The organism is Lutibacter citreus (assembly GCF_003260195.1).
Taxonomy (GTDB): Bacteria; Bacteroidota; Bacteroidia; order Flavobacteriales; family Flavobacteriaceae; genus Lutibacter; species Lutibacter citreus.
Map to the genome: position 1 here is coordinate 95,422 of NZ_QEIH01000001.1, position 17,343 is coordinate 112,764.

Sequence of the window (17,343 nt, forward strand, 5' to 3'; positions counted from 1 at the left end):
TATTTGTAGAGAAATTAGCGTTTTTTTTTATTTGAAAAAGCTTGTTGTTTAGTTGAGAATTTATGGTTACAATAAAAGATATAGCGGTTTTAGCAAACGTTTCAGTGGGAACGGTAGATCGCGTAATTCATAATAGATCAGGTGTTTCTATAAAAACAAAAAAGCGTATAGAACAAATTTTAAAAGAGAATAATTTTAAATTAAATATGATTGCTCGCTCACTGGCTTTAAAAAAGAACCAGCATATAGCAGTGTTAATTCCAGATTCAGATGTTGATAATTTATTTTGGAATTCACCATTAATGGGCATTCAAAAGGCAATTGATGAGGTTGCAAGTTTTGGGATAACTGTTAAAAGTTTTTTATTTGATCAAATGGATAGTGATTCTTATTTGAATCAATTTGAGAACTTAATAAATACAAATCCAGATGCTGTAATATTTTCACCTTTTTTCACAACCGAAACAGCAAAAATTGTAAGTGAATTAGATAAAAAAGATATTCCATATATATTTTTAAATATTGATGTGGAAGGTTATAATAACAGTGCTTTTATAGGTCAGGATTCTTATAAATCTGGATATTTAGTAGGGAAACTTATGTCGTTATGTTGTAAGGAGAATGACACTATCTTAATTCCTCATATAGGGTCTAAAAAATATAATAATCTTGTTATTGAAAATAGAATAAAGGGCTTTCAAGATTATTATAAAGACAATAAAATACAATTTAAAAAGAAGGAAGTGAAGTTTGAGGATATGAAAAACCTTCAAGTGATTAGCAAAACATTAAATGAACTGTTAGAAAAAGACTCTACAATACGTGGTGTTTGGATTCCTTCCAGTAGAATTGCTACTATTTGTAGTTGTATTGATTCAGATAAATTAAAGAATTTAAAGCTGATAGGGTTTGATACAACGCCTCAAAATATTGAATGTTTAAAAAATGATGAAGTTACTTTTTTAATTTCTCAAAAATCTTTTAATCAAGGTTATCAATCTATTAAAATATTAACTGATTTATTGATTCAGAATGAAATTCCTTCTCGGAAAATTTATTCACCAATTGAAATAATAACTAAAGAAAATTTAGAATTCAGTCAAAGGAATAAAAAGGAATTTAGTTCGTTGGCAAAAGCTTAAATTATATAGGTTTTATTTTCATTGGATAAATAGTAACTCAAAAAAACAAGAGTTTTCTTTATTATTACTTTTTGGTTTAATTATTAAGAATTTAAATGTTTAAATTGAGTTGAAAATGGGATTACACACAAAAAGAGAGTTTATATAATTATTATTTTAATTGTCATTTGTAATTAATTAATGTAGTTTTCGTCTTTATACAAGTTATGAGTAAATCTAAAGTATCATTTTGGTGGGCATTTAAAGAGTTTATATGGCCAAGAAAGAAAATTATTTTTATTGGTTTAATATTAATTATGGCAAAGAGTTTGTCTAGTTTGGTATTACCTTATGCTAGTAAAAATTTAATAGATGAAGTTATCCCTTCCAAAGATATGGATGCATTAACTTTATTGCTAGTTGTTGTTTTTTTAGCCATTGTAATTCAAGCTATTACTTCTTTTCTGTTAACAAGGTTGTTAAGTGTAGAAGCGCAACATTTAATTTCGCTTTTAAGGGCTAAGGTGCAACGAAAATTACTCACATTACCAATTAGTTTTTTTGATAATAATAAATCTGGAGCATTAGTTTCAAGAGTTATGACGGATGTTGAAGGAGTCCGAAATTTAGTAGGTACTGGTTTAGTGCAATTAGTTGGCGGAACAATTACCGCGATTATTTCATTGGTAATTCTTATTAAAATAAATGCATTAATGACCTTTTTTGTATTGGTGCCAGTTTTAATTTTTGCCATTATAGCATTGAAAGCTTTTGGATATATTAGACCAATATTTAGAACTCGTGGGAAAATAAATGCTGAAGTTACTGGACGATTGACTGAAACTTTAAACGGTGTAAGAGTAATTAAGGGTTTTAATGCTGAGGATCAGGAAAATAAAACTTTTGAAGAGGGAGTTGAAAGACTGTTTTTAAATGTGAAAAAGAGTTTAACAGCAACTGCTTTAATGACAAGTTCTTCAACTTTTTTATTGGGTTTAGCTTCTGCAGGAATTATGGGGATTGGAGGTTATTTTATTATGAAAAACACCATGACGTATGGTGAATTTGTTTCTTTTACCTTGTTCTTAGGTTTTATGATTGCTCCAATTGTACAAATGAGTAATATTGGTAGTCAATTAACCGAAGCTATGGCAGGATTGGATAGAACTGAGGAATTAATGAATATGACGGAAGAAGATGATCCAGAAGTAAGAACGGTTAAACTAAATGAAATTTTTGGAGATATCAGTTTTGAAAATGTTTCTTTTAGTTATGAAAAGGGAAAAGAAGTTTTGCATAATATTTCTTTTAAAGCTCCAAAAGGCAGTGTTACAGCTTTAGTAGGTTCTTCGGGGTCCGGAAAATCAACTATTGCAGGATTGGCTGCTACATTTTTAAATCCTTCAAAAGGAAAAGTTCTTATTGATAATGTAGATTTATCTACGGTAAATTTAAATAGCTTTAGAAGTAGGTTAGGAGTGGTGTTGCAAGATGATTTTTTATATGAAGGAACCATTAAAGAAAATATTTTGTTTGCAAGACCAGACGCAAATGAAGATGAATTGTTAGAGGCTGTTAAAGGTGCTTATGTGGATGAATTTACAGATAGGTTTGATGAGGGGTTAAATACAGTAATTGGAGAACGAGGTGTGAAGTTATCAGGAGGGCAGCGACAACGTATTTCTATTGCTAGAGCTATTTTAGCAAATCCAAAAGTGATTATTTTAGATGAGGCTACGTCAAATTTAGATACTGAAAGTGAAACTTTTATTCAGAAAAGTTTACATGGTTTAATGCAAGACAGAACAACGTTTGTGATTGCTCATAGGTTAAGTACTATACAGCAAGCAGATCAAATATTAGTAATTGAAGAAGGTAATATAGTTGAGCAAGGTAAACATGCTGAGTTATTAGCAAAAAAAGGCCGCTACTTCGATTTATATACTTATCAAAGTAGAATTTAATATTAGATGTTAAAAAAGCTTCTCAACTGAAAAGCTTAGTGTATTTAGCCGATTACGAATTGTAATTTTTTATAAAATCATTGAAAGACATTGGTTTTAATTGTCTGGATTCGTAATGTTCGAGATACGTTTTATAATTTTTCAAAGCAAATTTTTCGATAAATGTGGATGTGTTAAATTCATCCTTTTCAGTTGTTCTCATTTATAAAAAATCAAATATTATGTTAATAATTATACAAGCTATAAAGTTAATTAACTTTATTAATAAAACAAATAATATTATATAAAATGTTTGAGGTTAGTTAATTAGCTGGTAGTTTAGAGTTGATTATTAAAATGTTTATTTTGAAGTGAAGTTTTTATTCTTAAATTAATTTAGATAAAACTGTTAAAATTTGTGTTTTTCTTTCAATTTTGTACTAAATAAAATATCATTTTATTTTAAAAGTGTTGTAATAGCAGGAAGTGAATATTGAAAATAGTAACAATTTCCTATATAATTAGTAGTTTACAAGTAATATGTAGTAAGATAAAAATCATATGTTTTGGTACATTAATAATTTAATAGCGAAGTTTGTTAAAACATTAAACCAAAATTTAATATGAAACATTTAAAATTACTTTTATCATTAGTATTTATTTTTACAATTACGTTATCTGGGTTTTCTCAAGATAAAATGTCTGCATTGGCAGTTAAAAAAATGGCTGAGGTTAATCAACAATTAGAAGCTGGAGGAGGAGCTAAATTAGATGCAAAACAAGAAAAAGCTTATAAAGAAGCATTTATTGAAAATCAGAAAAAGATTAACAACGTAAGAAAAACAGTTAAAGATAAGGCAGAAAAACAAACTAAAATTAAAGCATTATATTCAGAATTTGGGAAAGTTCTTAAAAGTGAAGTTTTAACAAAAGAGCAATCATATGCAAAATCAAAAGGTAGAAAAGCCTTAAAGAAATAATATTAATTTTTCTATTATTTTAATTAAAAAGCTGTAAGATTTATTCTTACAGCTTTTTTAATTAAAACGTGATCTTTAGAAATTTTATTTAAATCTCAATTTTACTTTAGAATCATTTGAGTTACAATTAACTTTTATTAGATTTCTTAAGTTTCTTTTCTGCTTTTTTCTCTTTTGGAGTTTTTACAGCCTCTTTTTTAACGTTTTTTCTTGAGTCTTTACTTTTTGCCATGATATTATTTATTAAATTTTATTTTTCATTTATTTAATCCAACAATTCAATTCAGGGGTAACTGATTAAAACTCGAATCGAGGATTTGTTGTCTAATATCAGCGATTAATTACAATAGACTTTTATAATAATTTGTGCAACTTAAAATTTGTAGGTTGTTTGTTGCTCTAAATCGTTTTTATTACTTCAAATTTAAGCATAAATTATAAATTTTGTTGTAATTTTTTTTTTAAATTCATTCTTGAAATTGAAAAAGTATCTGATTTACTATCTAAATATTCAATTAAGAAAATTGCTTTACTAGCTAGTTCTTTTTTGTTGAATTTATATTCACTTTTACCAATAATACTCAACTTTTTAACAATCTCATTTATTAATTCCGCAAATTTTTCAATATGTGATTCATGCAGATTGTTTATTTTATGAGTCAATTCATTCTTGTTTAACTCAATAATTTCACTAATAGATATTTGAAATTGTGCTTTTAGTACTTCACTTGTTTTGTTAATTGTATCTTCAGCTTCATTTGAATCAACTTCATTAACTTCTTGAATTAATTTTTTTAAAAATAATCCTAACTGTTCAATTTCTCGTAAAATAAAATCTGTTCTGCTTTCCAATACTGTTTTTTTTGATGTATAAAATTAAGTGTTTTCTAGTATAGAAACATAATGTTTTACGGGAATTATTTTGTTTATATATTCGAAGCCATGTTGTAAATTAAATTTATTTTTATAAGAACTATAAAAGTTAAGGCTTCATAAATTAAATTTGAAATTTATTTTTTCATAGTTGCTTTTTCTATGGCTTCTTTAATATTTTTCACCACATATTTTTCTTTTAATATTGTAAACATGCCATTCTTTTTAAAGTCTTTTCTTAGATTGTCATTTACACCAGATATAATTATTGTTATACCTCTTTCTTTAAATGTTTTTACAATTTCCTTCATACTTTGATATCCGGTAGCATCAATAAGAGGGACATAACGCATTCTTATAATAATATACTTAGGTTCTAAATTTGTATTTGTTACGGTTTCTTGGAATTGGCGAGCGGCTCCAAAAAATAGAGGGCCATTAATTTCATATAGTAATACATCTTTAGGTATTTCTATTAATTCTTCGTCAAATAAATTTTCTGTATCCCTTGTTTCAGCTGTTAAATTTTTAACATGAACAGATTCACTCATTCTTTTCATAAACATAAAACTTGAAAGAACCATACCAATTTCTATGGCAATAACTAAATCAAAAATAACTGTTAAAAAGAATGTAGTTAATAAAATAATAATGTCCATTCTATTACCTTTTAGTATAGACTTAAATTGACGCCATTCACTCATATGATATGCAATAACGACCAATATTCCTGCAAGACAAGAAAGAGGTATTAATTTTGCGTAAGGTCCAAATAAAAGCATTATTGCTAATAAAATAAGCGCATGTACAATACCTGCAATTGGAGTTCTACCTCCGTTTTTTACATTGGTAGCTGTTCTTGCAATAGCTCCTGTAGCAGGGATTCCTCCAAATAAAGCTGATACAATATTGGCGCCACCCATAGCCATTAATTCCATATTTGAACGGTGTTTCCCTCCAATCATTGAATCTGATACAACTGCAGAAAGTAAAGATTCTATACTTCCTAAAATAGCGATTGCAAATGCAGGTTGTATAAGTGCTTGAATGGTATCAAAGTTAACTTTTGGTATATGAGGTAAATTAAAATGGTTAGGAATTTCGCCAAAGTTACTTTCAATAGTATCAACAGGAATATCAAGAATTTGTACAATAATTGTGGTTATTAAAATTGCAATAATAGATCCTGGGATTTTTTTTACTATTTTTTGAAAATAAATAGTTATAAGAATTGTAGCAGCGGCAATTGAAATAGCATACCAATTAATATGATTGAAATTCTCAAAATATACTGTCCATTTATCTATAAAATCAGCGGGAACTTTATCTATGTCAAGTCCTAAAAGATCATTAATTTGTGATGACAATATAATTAATGCAATTCCACTTGTAAAACCAACAATTAACGAATAGGGAATAAATTTAAGTAAATTTCCAAGGCGTAAAAGTCCCATTCCAATCATTAAAAATCCAGCTATAAATGTGGCTATAATTAATCCATCTATTCCGTATAATTGAATAACACCATATACAATTACAATAAATGCACCTGTTGGGCCTCCAATTTGTACTCTACTACCACCAAAAGTTGAAATTATAATACCTGCAATAATTGCAGTGATAATCCCTTTTTCGGGAGAAACTCCAGAAGCAATGGCAAAAGCAATAGCTAAAGGCAGCGCAACAATCCCTACAATTAAACCAGACAGCACATCTTTTGTGAAGGTTTCTTTAGAGATCCCTTGTTTTATTAGGGAGAATAATTTAGGGGTGAATTCTTTTTTCATTATTTATGTTTAAAAGGTTTTTTATATAATTTATACGACTATAAAATCGAAGATTTTTTAGTTGTTATAAATCGATTTTTTTGAATATTTATAAGTGTAATAGGAGCCTAAATTTTAGGTGCTGTAGGTAATAGTTTTTTTGTGTCTAATCATTATTTCAATCGTTCCATTTTTCTTTTCAATAACTTGTGTTTTCTATTCTAGGAATCTCTTATTTTTGTCTTTTACGGTAAAAACTCTTAAAAACTTATTTTTAATTAAAATTTTTGTCTCAAAATCAAGTTCTCTTTCAGAAGATTTTAAAGGTCTTTTAGATATGATTATAAATCCAAGTTTTTTAAAATCATTTTCAATAAATCCTGAATTTTTTATTCCTTTTAAGAAAAGTGATAATCCCTAAAGAACTATCAATTGGGTAAAAATCAAAATTTTGAAATCTGTATTAAATAGTATAAAACCCATACTAATTAAAGTAGTTATTCCTATAAATGCATAAAAGATATTCTCTTATGGTTTAGTCATCTTTAAATTTTTTAGTCTTTTAATTACTTCTAAATTTTTAAATAGTGAAATCGCCTGCGTTTATCCCACGTTTAATGTTGGATATACAGTTAATAAAAATTAATACTTTTAAAATATTTTAGGAGTGGGGCAAATTTAGAAAAAAAAAGTGAATTATAATCCTGAGTAGTTGTAAATATTAGAGGAGAAATTTTATAGGATTTTTTACAGCCATTTCGGGTACTGTAGCTATAGAGATAAAACTAAAAAGGCTTATTTTTTTGCTTTGTTATTAATATATTATTGGTATTTCTTCTTTAATTGTTCAAATTTCATTTGGTTATTTTTTTAATACGTGTTCAAATGGTTATAAAAAAATGAATTTCTCTTCATTTATTAGAGAATCTATGAAAGGCAGTTTAGTTTTTATTTGCGTTAATATATATAGAATATGGAAGTATGTTTAGGTTGAAATTACAAATTGAATTTTTTAAATAAATGTTTTACAATAGTAATTTAGACCTAAACATACTTTTTATTTTAGAATAAATCTGTCTTTAAAATAGCACCACTACTAGCATTAGTTACTAATGCTCTATATTGTTTCAACCAGCTAGATTTTAGTTCTTTTTTTAATGGAGTAAATTCAGTTCTTCTTTTTTCAATTTCATCATCAGTTAAATTTACTGATAAAATATATTTATCTACATCAATATGTATTTCATCACCATCTTTTAGCAATCCAATCATACCACCTTCAGCAGCTTCAGGACTTACGTGTCCAATACTAGCTCCTCTAGTTGCTCCGCTAAATCTACCATCTGTAATTAATGCAACTTTATCACCTAATCCCATTCCCATAATTAATGAAGTTGGCGCTAACATTTCTTGCATACCAGGTCCTCCTTTAGGTCCTTCGTATCTAATAACAACAACGTCACCAGCTTTCACTTTGCCTCCTAAAATTCCATCAATGCATTCCTGCTGACCATTAAAGCATACTGCCGTTCCTTTTAAAGCTCTAGCGCCAATAATTCCAGCGGTTTTAATAACAGCTCCTTGTTCTGCCAAGTTTCCGTATAAAATTGCTAATCCACCTACTTTAGAATATGGATTATCTATGGTGTGAATAATAGAAGTATCTTTAATAAAAGCATCTTTTATTTTTTCGAATACTGTTTCTCCTGTAATTGTTAAGTTGTCATTTAAGATATTATCACCTCTTTTGGTCATTTCTTTCATTACAGCATTTACACCACCTGCAGTGTTAATATCTTCCATATGCACCGTTGATAAACTAGGTGATATTTTAGCAATGTGAGATACTTTTTTAGAGATGTGATTAATATCTTCAAGATTAAAATTAACTTCTGCTTCTTTGGCAATAGCTAACATATGTAGCACAGTGTTTGAGCTACCACCCATAGCCATATCTACTGCAAATGCATTTCTTACAGCATTTTCATTCAATATGTTTTTCAGTTTAAATTTTTCAGTTAAAGCTTTGTTCTTTGCTATTTCACAAATTCTTCTTGCTGCTTTTCTGTAAAGTTCTTCTCGTTCTTTAGTTAGTGCTACAATAGTTCCATTTCCGGGAAGAGCTATTCCCATTGCTTCCATTAGCGTATTCATTGAGTTTGCAGTAAACATTCCTGAGCAACTACCTCCACTAGGGCAAGCATTACACTCAATGTCGTTCAACTCTTCATCAGTCATTTCACCAGCTTCGTATTTTCCAACAGCTTCAAATGCGGTAGCAAGATCTATAGGAGTACCATCTTTAGTATATCCTTTTTTCATAGGCCCTCCACTTACAAATATGGTTGGCACATCTACTCTTAAAGCTCCCATTATCATACCTGGAACAATTTTGTCACAGTTTGGAATGGCAATCATAGCATCTAACTTATGAGCATTCATAACTGTTTCTATAGAGTTTGCAATAATCTCTCTAGAAGGTAATGAAAACAACATACCATCATGGCCCATTGCAATACCGTCATCAACACCTATTGTATTAAATTCAAAAGGAACACAACCATTCGCTTTAATTTCTTCTTTTATGACTCTTGATACTCTGTCTAAAAAAAAGTGCCCAGGAATAATTTCAATAAAGGAGTTTGCAACTCCTATAAACGGTTTATCAAAATCTTCATCAACTAATCCCGTTGCTCTAAATAATGACCTATGTGGGGCTCTTTGATGTCCTTTTTTCACTTCATCACTTCTCATAATACTTGAATTTCTATTTATAATTTATAATATCTCTTACTTTTTTTAATCTTTTACTTATAGCTAATTGTATGACAAACAAAAATTTAGGGGTTGATTTTCGTTGCCGTTAGTCTTAAGACTTATTGAAAAGGAAATCAACCCCTAAATTTAGTATTCTTTGTTAAAATAACAAAAGCAGTTATAAATATAACTCTTTGCTGTATATTGTTTAATATTTACCTAATGTAATAACCCCGTATTTTTAAATGCTTTAAAACCTGCAAAATTGGATGCTTTTCCTAATTCATTTTCAATTCTTATAAGTTGATTGAATTTTTCTATACGTTCTCCACGGCAACCACTACCAGTTTTTAAATGTCCAGCATTAACACCAACTGTTAAATCTGCAATAAAACTATCTACCGTTTCACCACTTCTATGAGAAACAAAACAATTGTATGAATTTTTATTGGCAAGCTCTATAGTTTCTAGTGTTTCAGTTACAGTTCCTATTTGATTCAATTTAATTAAAATTGAATTTGCAACGCCTTTATTAATTCCTTCAGTTAGTATCGCTTTATTTGTACAGAATAAATCATCACCTACAACTTCAATTTTATTACCAATAGTATCTGTCATATTTTTCCAACCTTCCCAATCATTTTCAGCTAAACCATCTTCTAACAAAACAATAGGATATTGGCTTACCCAACTTTCCCAAAGCTTAATCATATCATCACTTGAAACTAATTTTTGAGAACTTTTAAAAAATTTGTATTTACCATTTTCCCACATTTCACTTGTTGCAGGGTCTATACAAATACTTACATCTTTTCCTGGTGTATATCCGGCTTTATTTATTCCTTCTAAAATCATTTCAACTGCTTGTTCGTTTGATTTTAAATCTGGTGCAAATCCTCCTTCATCTCCAACACCAGTACTAAAACCCTTAGCTTTTAATACTGCTTTTAATGAATGAAAAACTTCTTCTCCCATACGAATAGATTCTTTAAAAGATGGTGCATTATGAGGTGCAATCATAAATTCTTGAAAATCTATTGTATTGTCGGCATGTCTTCCTCCATTAATAACGTTCATACAAGGAACAGGCATTATGTGAGCATTGCTACCACCTAAATATTGGTATAAAGGAATACGCGAACTTAATGCCTTTGCTCGAGCAAAAGCCATAGAAACACCAAGTATTGCGTTTGCTCCTAATTTTGCTTTATTATTTGTGCCGTCTAGTTCTATTAAAAAGTAATCTAGTTCTCGCTGGTTTGTAAAACATTTGTTTTCAATGGCTTTTGCAATAACCGTGTTAACATTATTAACAGCCTTTAAAACACCTTTACCACCATAGCGGCTCATATCTCCATCCCTTAACTCAGTAGCTTCCCGCTCACCGGTTGATGCTCCACTTGGAACCATAGCTCTAGCACTTGCTCCGTCTTCTAATTTTAAGTTTACTTCTACGGTAGGGTTTCCTCTTGAATCGAGTATTTCGATTGCTTCAATTTTTTGGATTTTCATGATGTATGTTTTCTATATTTAATTTCATCATTTTTATTAAAAATAATTTCATAAGGCATTTTATTACCTAGCAGATAATTTTTTTAAAATAAAAAATCATGTTCTTTATTGTTGAATAAATATGTAAAACAGGTATGTATAAATAGAAATTATACTAAGAGTTTTGCAGTTTTTAATTGATACTCAAAATTAGAAAATTATAATATACTAGATTGTTAAAATTGTTTTAAATTATAAATTTCTATCCAAATAATATTTTATTCTGTTCCTTCTATTTTAAATTAGAAAAATAAATATCTACATGAAAAATAGATGTTTAAATGTTGTGTTATTCTTAAATTAATTAATTGAAGTTGGGTTAGTAGTTGTTTTCAACCTCAGCAGCTTCTAACATTAAATAATGTAAATCAGTATTTTTAATAAATGGTTTTAATAAATTACTTCCAGGACCAAACATAGCTAATTCAACATAATCGGCTGAGTGATTCATACTAATCCATCCAACTGAATTGTGTTGTTTTTGAATTTGGGCTAATTCATTAAATGGTAAATGTTTATAATTATATAAGCCATCTTCAGCTTTAATAGAAGTATAATAGCCTAAAAGTAATTTAGCTTCTTCGTCTGTTACTGCAAAATTATTAGCGAATTCAATTCTTTCTTTAATTTGAGAAATTGAAGTTTCCTTTCCAAAACCATTTAAAATCCAATCGTTGGTGTGTTTATAGTTTTGAATGCTATCAAATTGTTTGTCAGCTTTTTTACCATAAATTACACCAGGGTTAGAGTTTCCATGATCTGTGGTAATTATTACAAGTGTATTTTCATCTTTTTCGGCAAAATCCATTGCTACTTTAACAGCTTCATCATGTGCTGTTTGGTCGTATATTAACCCAGCAATATCATTTCCGTGAGCTGCCCAATCTACTTTTCCTGCTTCTACTTGTAACACAAAACCTTTTTCATTATTTTTCATTCGGTCAATTGCCTTTTGTGTCATTTCCCCCAAAGTTGGAATTTTTTGAGTAAGCTCTTTACTATTATTTCTATCAATAGTATAAGGTAATCCATCATTATTAAAAACACCTAAAATTGGTTTTCTATTAGTTGTTTTCAACATTTCATCTCTAGTTTTAACAACTTGATAACCTGCAGCTTCAAATTTTTGATACATATCCACCTTATCTTTTCTATACTCAGGAGAAAAATAATTATTTCCTCCTCCCATCATAATATCAAATTTTAGCTTTAAATATTTTTCAGCAATACCTTCTTGGTCATTTCTACTTTTACTATTTACACAAAAACCTGCAGGTGTAGCATGCGTTATTGGAACGGTAGTTACACATCCGGCCATTTTACCAGCCATTTTAAATTTTTGCCAAATTGGAAGGTATTCTTCGCCTTTAGTTCCAACATTTAAACCTCCATTTTTTATTCTAAAACCACCTCCCCAAGAAGAACTTGCAGCAGCAGAATCTGTAACAATAGAACTTGCCGAAGCCATATCCATTAGGGCTCTGCTAGCTTTGTTATCTTTATATAATTGAAGCCAATTAGTTCCCTTTCCTGTTTTTCTTGAAAGGTATAAATCGGCCATGTTTAAAGTTCCAGTACTCATACCGTCACTTACTAGAATAATTATATTTTTTGCTATTTTATTTTTATTTATTACATCAAGATCTAGAGTTGTTGCACCTAAATCAAAGGGGTTTAATAATGTTGAGCCAAGGGCAAAAAGTGACCCGTTTCTAAAAAATTTTCTTCTATTCATAAATTATAATTTTGTGTAAAAAAATAGCCCTAAATATAACAAAATCAGAATTATTTTGTGTGTTTTAGGTTACTTAAAAAGGAGTGGCTTAATGTTGTTATTATGAATTTTGATGTGAGTTTTCATTAACATTAATTTTTAAAGTTGTCTTACTTTATTTAAGTACTGAATTTAATGAATTTGAAAAGAGATTAATATAAGGAATAGGAGAGGAAAGAATGATAAAGAAAATTAAACGAATGTCTTTTGTTATTTTGGAAAACGATTTGTATAAATCAGTTTTATACATCATTTAATATGATTATTAAAACTAATTATTACAGTTAATAAAACGTATAATTCATTAATAGGTTCGGTAATTACACAATATTCTTTTTGTAAATTAGATTTCTTGAATCAAAATTCTTATTGATTTGTAGCAATAAAATCATAACTTTAAATCACTAACAGTAATTTGACAATAAAATGAAGAAAACATTTATAGGTCACAAATTTCAATTAATGAATTCAAAAAAAACAGGAATCATTCTAGAATTAAATGGATGGTGTTCTGAAAATATGGTTGAAAAATACACTGTTAGTTTTGATAGTGAAAGTAGTATAGAGAGAATTGCAGAAGAGTATATTTCTTTTGGAGATAAGGTTTCAGATATAGATTTTTTTAACCGTTTAATTAGAGACATTCAATCACCAAATGATAAGACAAGAAAATTTGCTTCCAAAATTTTATGTGATTTTGTAGAATTTGAAATTTTAGAATTTGACTTAAATATTTTGAAACTTGGAATTGAAAAAATAATAGAACAAATAGAAATTGAAAAAAATGTAAATATTGAAAAAATATTGGTTGAAGGCCTTTTTGAATTTATTTGTTCAGAAAAATTAACTAAACAAGAGGAAATAGAACTATTAGAAAGATTAACAGAAATTAATTCTTCTCAAATATGTGCTTATTTAGATGAAGAATATTATTTAAGGATTCCGAAAGTAAAAAAATATGTAGAACTTAATAGAAATAGTCACTAAATTTATATAAATAAATTACTTTTGTATGTTTATTTATATAAATAGACACAAGTTTTCTATTAAGCTTCTAGTTGCATTTTAGGATCTTAAAGAATTACTTGCAAACAAGTTTGAAACCTAAAACTTCTATAATAGGTTAACTTAAAAATTATAAAACTAATTACAATTAAAATTGTATCAATCATAAAGAAAGATTACCTATTTAATTTGCAAAACTCAGTCTTTACGTTATTTATTTTTAAACGTTGTGGCAGAACCTGCAAATTAAATATTAATAATAAATAAATATTTACACTCATGAAATATAGAAAATTAGGAAACACGGACCTTAAACTATCTGCCGTAACATTTGGTTCATTTGCCATTGGAGGTTGGTTATGGGGAGGTACAGAACATAATACTGCTGTAGAAGCGATAAAAGCCTCTTATGATTTAGGAGTTACATCCATAGATACTGCTCCAGTATATGGTATGGGAATTAGTGAGAAAATTGTTGGAGAAGCAATAAAAGACATTCCAAGGGATAAAGTACAAATTCTCTCTAAGTTTGGTATGCGATGGGACTTAGCAAAAGGTAGCTTGGTATTTAAAAGTAAAGATAATAGTGGAAAAGACGTTGATATTTACAAATATGCAGGTAAAGAAAGTATTATTAAAGAGTGTGAAGATAGCTTAAAAAGATTAGGAACTGATTATATTGACCTTTACCAACTTCACTGGCCAGACATTACTACTCCAATTGAAGAAACAATGGAGGCGGTTAACCTGTTGATTAAGCAAGGGAAAATTCGTTATGCAGGTGTTTGTAATTATAATATAGAACAGTTAGCCGAGGCAGAGAAATACACTAATCTGGTATCTAACCAGGTTCCATACAGTATGGTATTGCGAGATATTGAAGAAAAAGTTGTTCCCTATTGCATTGAAAATGGAAAAGGGATTCTGGCTTACAGTCCACTTGAAAGAGGTTTATTAACGGGGAAGATGAAACCAGGATATAAATTTGGAGAAGGAGATCAACGTGCATCTATGTATTTTTTTAAAGATGAGAATCTTAGACGTACCAATGAATTTCTGCAAAAAATTAAACCTATAGCTGATGCAAAAGGATTAACATTAGGACAGCTTGTTATTTTATGGACACTTGAGCAACCAGGTATTAGCATTACTTTAGTTGGAGCAAGAAATGCACAACAAGCAATTCAGAATGCAAAAGCTACGGATGCAAGTTTAACTGCGGAAGAAATTGATATAATCAATCGTCATTTGAATCAATTAGTTTTGATTTCATAAGCGATAATTTGAAAAGGCTATAAGCAATTGAAGATTTAAAGATTAATGTCTCTAGGTTTTTCGGTCTAATAACAAAAAGGATGTATTAAACTAATACATCCTTTTTAGTTTATTATTTAAGCAAGTAGATATTCCAAATCTTCAAATTTTATTAAAAGTTGATTTTTCAATAGAATTATAGATTTTTTTCTGGGATTCAAAATTAATTTTATCTACAAAAGTGTTTTTAGGAGTCTTAATAATCTGAGAAAGTAATTTTTTAAAATAATCTTTAAAGGTTATTTTCTTATTATCATTAGTGTAGTGTTGGGTATAATTTGTATTTAAGTGCTAATTTATCAATTGCGTTTTAATAATAGTTGTAATCCCAAACTTATGAAAACAAATCCGCTTACTTTTTTTAAGATTTTTCCAATCCGGTCATTTTCTCTTAAGGTGTTAGTCATAAATGATGCTGAATAAGCCAAAAATAAACACCAAATTGTTCCTGTAGTTAGAAAAGTTAAGCCTAGAATTAAAAAAGGAATTGGACTATTTACATATTCAGGTTTAATAAATTGAGGTAATAAAGACAGAAAGAAAATTGCAACTTTTGGATTCATTAAATTTGTTATAAATCCTTGTCGGTATATTTTCCATAAGTCAGTTTTATTAAATTCTATTTTTTCATCAGTAAACAATTTAGAATTATCTAAAAGCATCTTTACACCTAAATAAATCAGATACAATGCTCCAATTAATTTTATAATGTTGAAGAGTAATATTGATTTCGCTAAAAGTACAGAAAGGCCAAACCCAGCCAATGTAATGTGAATTATTGCTCCACTTCCAATTCCTAGTACAGAATAGATTCCAGCTTTTTTTCCTTGAGCAATACTGCGTGTGATTATGTAAATAGTATCTGCTCCAGGTGTTAGATTCATAATGATTCCAGCAATAATAAAACCTAAATAATTTTCTATTCCGCTCATTTTAAGGTGTGTGTTTTTAGAGGTAGTTCAAATTTAAATAAAAAAAACGAGTACTTTAGGAATCTCTTTTAATTGGGCTTTAGCCATTTTTATTTAAATAATTAGCTAAATATACGCCTGTACTTGCGCAAGCTTGTAATAAATATCCGCCAGTTGGGGCATCCCAATCTAACATTTCACCAATACAGAATTGATTGGATATATTTTTAATTTCAAAATTTTTAGAAATTCCATTTAAATCAATCCCTCCAACAGTAGAGATTGCTTCATCTATAGATGCCGTATTTAGTATTTCTAAAGGGAAGTTTTTAATGTTTTTAGCTAATGATTCTGTGTTTAAATAAGATTCTTTAGAAAGATAAATCTTTAGTAAATCTATTTGAGGAGCACTTAGTTTAAGCTCTTTTTTTAATATTTGAGTTGTATTTTTATAGATAGATGTTTTTAATTTAGAATGAACATTTTCTAAGGTTAACGTTGGTTTAAAATCTATAAAAATAGTTGCTTTTGAATTTGTATTTAACTGTTCTCTAATTTGTGGACTTAGTCCGTAAATTGCATTTCCTTCCAATCCAAACGTTGTAATAACTGCTTCTCCCTTTTGAATACTAGTATTGCAAGAAATAGCAATGTTTTTTAAAGGAGTTCCCTCATGTTTTTCAATAAAGTTTAATTTCCAATTAATTTGATAGCCGCAGTTTGATGCTTGAAATGGTTTTGTTTTAATTCCTTTTTTAGAAAAGGTATCCAGCCATTTCCCATCAGATCCAGTAACTTTCCAGCTTCCTCCTCCTAAAGAAAATACGGTATAATCTGTTGGTGTTATTTTGTTATTAATAATAGGATTATTATCATTATTCCAACCAGAAAAAGTATGTTCATACTTAAAATTAACTCCTTTTTCTTTGAGTGTATTGAGAATTGCATTCAGTACTGCTATTGGCTTAATTCCCTCTATTGGATATACTCTTTTACTGCTTCCTATGTATGTTGGAATTCCAATTTGATCGAGCCAATTTCTAAAATTAGTATTGGTAAAATTAAGTAACGCTTTGTCTAAGAAGTTAGTAGGTGAATAACGTTTAATAAGTTGATTAATTGGTTCTGAATGTGTTAAGTTGAAACCACCTTTACCAGCAACTAAAAATTTACGACCCGTGGTTTTGTTTTTTTCATAGATGGTAATAGAAAATTTTTCAGCATCTAAAAAAGCGGCCAATAATAAAGCTGATGGTCCACCTCCTATAATGGTAATTTGTTTTTTCATAACACAAAAATAGTTATTATTAAAGTGAGGTTAAAAACATTTTTATTATAGTATATAATG

Annotated in this window: 12 protein-coding genes; 5 read left to right on the forward strand and 7 right to left on the reverse strand. The window is 28.6% G+C overall.

What is annotated here, in order from left to right; all coding sequences use genetic code 11:
• The first annotated feature begins 62 nt into the window (after positions 1-62).
• The 3 genes from DAD81_RS00300 (at position 63) to DAD81_RS00310 (ending at position 4,044) form a co-directional block, all read left to right on the forward strand.
• Positions 63-1,142, forward strand: coding sequence for a substrate-binding domain-containing protein (locus DAD81_RS00300; protein WP_111706228.1), 1,080 nt, complete (start codon positions 63-65; stop codon positions 1,140-1,142).
• Positions 1,143-1,348: 206 nt separating this feature from the next.
• Entirely contained in the window at positions 1,349-3,085 is a 1,737-nt protein-coding gene (locus tag DAD81_RS00305) for an ABC transporter ATP-binding protein (RefSeq protein WP_111706229.1), read from the forward strand.
• Between the two features lie 602 nt (positions 3,086-3,687).
• On the forward strand, positions 3,688-4,044 hold the full coding sequence (locus DAD81_RS00310; RefSeq protein ID WP_111706230.1) for a hypothetical protein: 357 nt from the start codon (positions 3,688-3,690) through the stop codon (positions 4,042-4,044).
• A gap of 435 nt (positions 4,045-4,479) precedes the next feature.
• Here the strand turns inward: DAD81_RS00310 and DAD81_RS00315 are convergent, their stop codons facing one another.
• From DAD81_RS00315 to DAD81_RS00340, 5 genes are all read right to left on the reverse strand, one after another.
• A complete protein-coding gene (locus tag DAD81_RS00315; RefSeq protein WP_111706231.1) occupies positions 4,480-4,896 on the reverse strand; it encodes a hypothetical protein in 417 nt (138 codons plus the stop codon).
• A gap of 158 nt (positions 4,897-5,054) precedes the next feature.
• Positions 5,055-6,704 carry a SulP family inorganic anion transporter gene (locus tag DAD81_RS00320; protein ID WP_111706232.1) on the reverse strand — a complete coding sequence of 550 codons (1,650 nt, stop codon included), beginning with the start codon at positions 6,702-6,704 and terminating at the stop codon, positions 5,055-5,057.
• Between the two features lie 1,041 nt (positions 6,705-7,745).
• Positions 7,746-9,437 carry a dihydroxy-acid dehydratase gene (ilvD, locus tag DAD81_RS00330; protein WP_111706234.1) on the reverse strand — a complete coding sequence of 564 codons (1,692 nt, stop codon included), beginning with the start codon at positions 9,435-9,437 and terminating at the stop codon, positions 7,746-7,748.
• A 222-nt stretch (positions 9,438-9,659) separates the two neighbouring features.
• On the reverse strand, positions 9,660-10,952 hold the full coding sequence (gene eno / locus DAD81_RS00335; RefSeq protein ID WP_111706235.1) for a phosphopyruvate hydratase: 1,293 nt from the start codon (positions 10,950-10,952) through the stop codon (positions 9,660-9,662).
• A 358-nt stretch (positions 10,953-11,310) separates the two neighbouring features.
• Positions 11,311-12,726, reverse strand: coding sequence for an alkaline phosphatase (locus DAD81_RS00340; protein ID WP_111706236.1), 1,416 nt, complete (start codon positions 12,724-12,726; stop codon positions 11,311-11,313).
• Positions 12,727-13,227: 501 nt separating this feature from the next.
• Here DAD81_RS00340 and DAD81_RS00345 point away from each other — a divergent pair.
• Both DAD81_RS00345 and DAD81_RS00350 read left to right on the forward strand, forming a co-directional pair.
• Positions 13,228-13,752 (forward strand): hypothetical protein, encoded by a 525-nt coding sequence (locus DAD81_RS00345; RefSeq protein WP_157961043.1) that lies wholly within the window; start codon positions 13,228-13,230, stop codon positions 13,750-13,752.
• Between the two features lie 297 nt (positions 13,753-14,049).
• Positions 14,050-15,045 (forward strand): aldo/keto reductase, encoded by a 996-nt coding sequence (locus DAD81_RS00350; protein WP_111706238.1) that lies wholly within the window; start codon positions 14,050-14,052, stop codon positions 15,043-15,045.
• A gap of 338 nt (positions 15,046-15,383) precedes the next feature.
• Here DAD81_RS00350 and DAD81_RS00355 read toward each other — a convergent pair whose 3' ends face one another.
• Positions 15,384-16,016 (reverse strand): LysE family translocator, encoded by a 633-nt coding sequence (locus DAD81_RS00355; RefSeq protein WP_111706239.1) that lies wholly within the window; start codon positions 16,014-16,016, stop codon positions 15,384-15,386.
• A gap of 79 nt (positions 16,017-16,095) precedes the next feature.
• Positions 16,096-17,283 carry a TIGR03862 family flavoprotein gene (locus tag DAD81_RS00360; RefSeq protein WP_111706240.1) on the reverse strand — a complete coding sequence of 396 codons (1,188 nt, stop codon included), beginning with the start codon at positions 17,281-17,283 and terminating at the stop codon, positions 16,096-16,098.
• Between the last annotated feature and the right edge of the window lie 60 nt (positions 17,284-17,343).